The organism is Campylobacter sp. IFREMER_LSEM_CL292 (genome assembly GCF_025771615.1).
Classification (GTDB): domain Bacteria; phylum Campylobacterota; class Campylobacteria; order Campylobacterales; family Campylobacteraceae; genus Campylobacter_D; species Campylobacter_D lari_D.
The window spans coordinates 1-3,638 of record NZ_JAKMQP010000024.1 but is presented as its reverse complement, the minus strand read 5'-3'; the positions used below and the strand labels follow the sequence as shown (position 1 = coordinate 3,638).

Sequence of the window (3,638 nt, the reverse complement as noted above, 5' to 3'; positions counted from 1 at the left end):
GACAAGTAAATCTACCATAGCTGGTATATTAGAAGCTGGAAATAATAATGTCTTTTTAATCAATCCTAATGGGGTAATCATTACTAAAACAGGAACTATCAATGCTAATCGCTTTGTGGCTTCGACTTCGTCTTTAAAACCAGAAGACTTTGATAAATTTAAAGCACAAGGCGCTTCTTTCTCTCCGGTGTTTAAGCCAAATGGTGGTAATGTAGTAAACATGGGGACTATTAATGCTAAAAACATTACTTTGCAAGGTAATAAAGTAATGTTAAGTGCTGATACTAGTTGGGATGATAAAAATAATAAAATAAAACTCAATCAAATCACAGCAGATAATATAGATTTAAAAGGTAATGAAGTTTATGTTGATATTTCTACTATAAATTCTAACAGCCTAACTACAGAAGCAAAAAATAAAGGAATTGCTTATTTAAGTGCTACGGGCTATTACTATAATCCTAATTCTTTTAAAGTGTTTGATAAATATACAAACACAAACGACGACAACTTTAAAGTATATAAATATGTAGGCATAGGCTCTGACTTAGATTGGTGGCACTTTGCTAAAGGATGGAATGAAAATGAAGATTTTAGAAACACAGCTAGTGGGTATAGACTGACTAACAATATAGATTTTAAAGCAAGTAATGGTCAAAACTATGCTAATTATTGGGTAGATTTAAATGGTGATGGTAAAAAAGATGCTAATGAATTTACTAATATGATAGTAGGATATAAATATGATAGTGTTTTTACTAAAACATTTGATGGGCAAGGGTATACGCTTAAGAATATTAATATAGATACGACAGGATTTTTTTATCCTGGGAAGTATAATCTTAGTGAATATGTAGGTATATTTGGTAAAGCAGATGGAGCTAAATTTAAAAATATTAATGTAGATTATATGGGTGGAAGTGTTAAGGCATATGGATATGGTGGCGATGAAGAATATATTTATATACAAAAATACACAGGTGGTTTTGCTGGGAGTATTGAAAATTCAGAGATAGATAGTATTAATCTTAAAAATCTTACTTATATTTCTACCAGTAGCGATAAAAGTAAAATAGGATCTATATATTTAGGTGGATTTGTAGGCGAAATTAAAAAAACAAATACATCCAATGTTGTTTTAAAGGATATAGGTACTATTGAGGCTGTAGGAAATGCAGTTTCAGTTACTGGCATGTTTACAGGTGGGTTTGCTGGTCGTATATCTGGCGGTAGAGAATTTATGTATATAAAAGATATTGCATTAGAAAATATAGATAGTATTATTGCTATAAATACTGCTGGTGGTAGCCAAGACTTATCTGCAGGCGGCTTTGCTGGTGCAATAGACAGTATGGCTAAAGATGGTTATATTTCGCATGTAAAATTAAATAATATAAATAATATTAAATCTGGTTCTGAGGATAAAATAGATGGTAATATTAATGCGGGTGGATTTGTAGGAAAAGTTGAAGTAAGCGAAAATTTTAATATTAAAGACATTGTTGTAAAAAATATTAATCATATATATACTGGAAAAAGTAGCTTATCTGAGAGTAATTCTGGTGGATTTGCTGGGAGTGCCTTTTTAAATGGTCGGAAAAATATGTTTTTTAGAAACATTTTTATAGAAAACATAGGCAATATTACTTCAAATAGTAACTCAGGTGGATTTATAGGGAGTGATTCTTATGGAGGAGCAAATTATGTTGATATAACTATAAAGGATATAGATAATATTCTAAGTACAAAAAACTCAGGCGGTTTTGTTGGTTTTAATAACGGTGGAAAATATTCTAAAATTTATATAAGTGATATTAAAAATATATCTTCTAAAAGTATTGATAAATTTGATAACTTGAGTAACAGCTTTAATTATGCAAGTGGATTTATCGGATTTAATAATTATGGAGAATTTTCAGATATTACAGTTAAAAACATAGGAAATATTTCAAGCATTTCTAATGGTTTTGCATATTCTGGAGGATTTGTAGGAGGATTTGATAGTGGAGAGTTTAAAAGAATTTTACTTGAAAATATTACTAATATAAATAGTATATCAAAATCTACTTCTTCTTACGCAGGAGGGTTTGCTGGAGGCTCTATAAATAATCCTTATGCTAGCTTTTATTTTACAAATATATATTTAAAAGATATTTTAAATATATCAAGTCATGGAGAAATGTCTATTTCCGGTGGTTTTGCTGGAGAAATTGTTAATACAGTAGAAGATAATTCTATTGTTTTTGATAGGATTAGTATTGATAATATCAATAACATTGAAGCTAAAGGAGGGTATTATGCTGTTTCAGGCGGTTTCTTAGGGGAGCTTGCATCTTTTTCCACGATAAAGGATATAAAATTAAGTAATATCGATAAGATTAAAGTTGAATCTTTAGGAACTGGCTCAGCATCTACTGGTGGGTTTGCTGGGAGAATCTCAAGAAGTTCGAAATTTGAAAATATTGTTTTAAATAATTTTGGAAATATCATAGGTAAAGACTTTGTAGGCGGTTTTGTTGGAGAAATATCTAGCAGTTCTTCATCGAATCCAAATGAATTTAATAATATTTCCTTAAATAATTTTGGAAATATCATAGGTAAAGACTTTGTAGGCGGTTTTGTTGGGTTTGATACTAGAGCAAAAATGAGTAATATTTCTTTAAATAATATTGATTATATCCAAGGAACTTATGCTGGAGGTTTTACAGGAAAGGGACTGGGTAATTATGGAAATATAGCATTAAACAACATTAAATATATCCAAGGAACTTATGCTGGAGGTTTTGCAGGATTTGGAACTGGAGGAAAAAATATCTATATATATTTTGATAAAGGAGCTATTATAGAAGGCTTAGAAAGTAGTGGTAAATTTTTTGGCCATTTAGATGAGTATTTTATTCCGAATACTGAAAACACTTATATTTATTACTATAAAGATGACTTAACTAATGCAACATCGGATCAAAAATATTGGGATAAAGAAATCCGACTCCGTCCTTATGATGATAATAGTCAAGGTTATATAGATTTTAAAACAGCAGCTTTAGCAGCTTTAAATGGCTTAAAGGAAATAGATTGTGGTGTTAGTAAGAAATGTTTAGTTTTTACAAAAGATTTTGAAGTCGAAAAACCATCTAATCCAAACTATCCAAGTAATGTTATAGTATCCAAACCATCACAAAATACAGATTATATCCCTAGCACAGAAGACATCATCAATGAAACAGCCACTTTAGATGAAAATGATCTTTATAAAGATATTATCATCAATGAAATCATATCCGATTTGAAAAATAAATATTACACCATTGATATAGCTGATTTGAAAGCTATTTTAGAAGCTTATAAAAATTTAGATAAAAATAGTGCCGAAGCTAGAACTAAGTTTATTATGGATTATTTCTTTGATAAAAATAATAAAGATAATCCATCAATAGAAATAGCTCAAAAAGAAATTTTTCAAAGCTTAGATTTTTTACTAGCTTATCAAGACAATGGCTTAGACAAAGCTAGTGATGATAAATTTGCAGATAATGAAGCTATACAGACTAAAGATAATATTTTAGCTGAAGTTTCAAATGCTCTTGAGAATAAAACAATTGCAAGTAATTTAGAAAATCTAAGTAATTTAAATGATA

1 protein-coding gene is annotated in these 3,638 nt (G+C 29.3%); it reads left to right on the top strand.

The features are described from left to right. A partial coding sequence (locus L8T82_RS07845; protein ID WP_263726268.1) for a filamentous hemagglutinin N-terminal domain-containing protein occupies window positions 1–3,638 on the top strand: 3,638 nt, incomplete at both ends.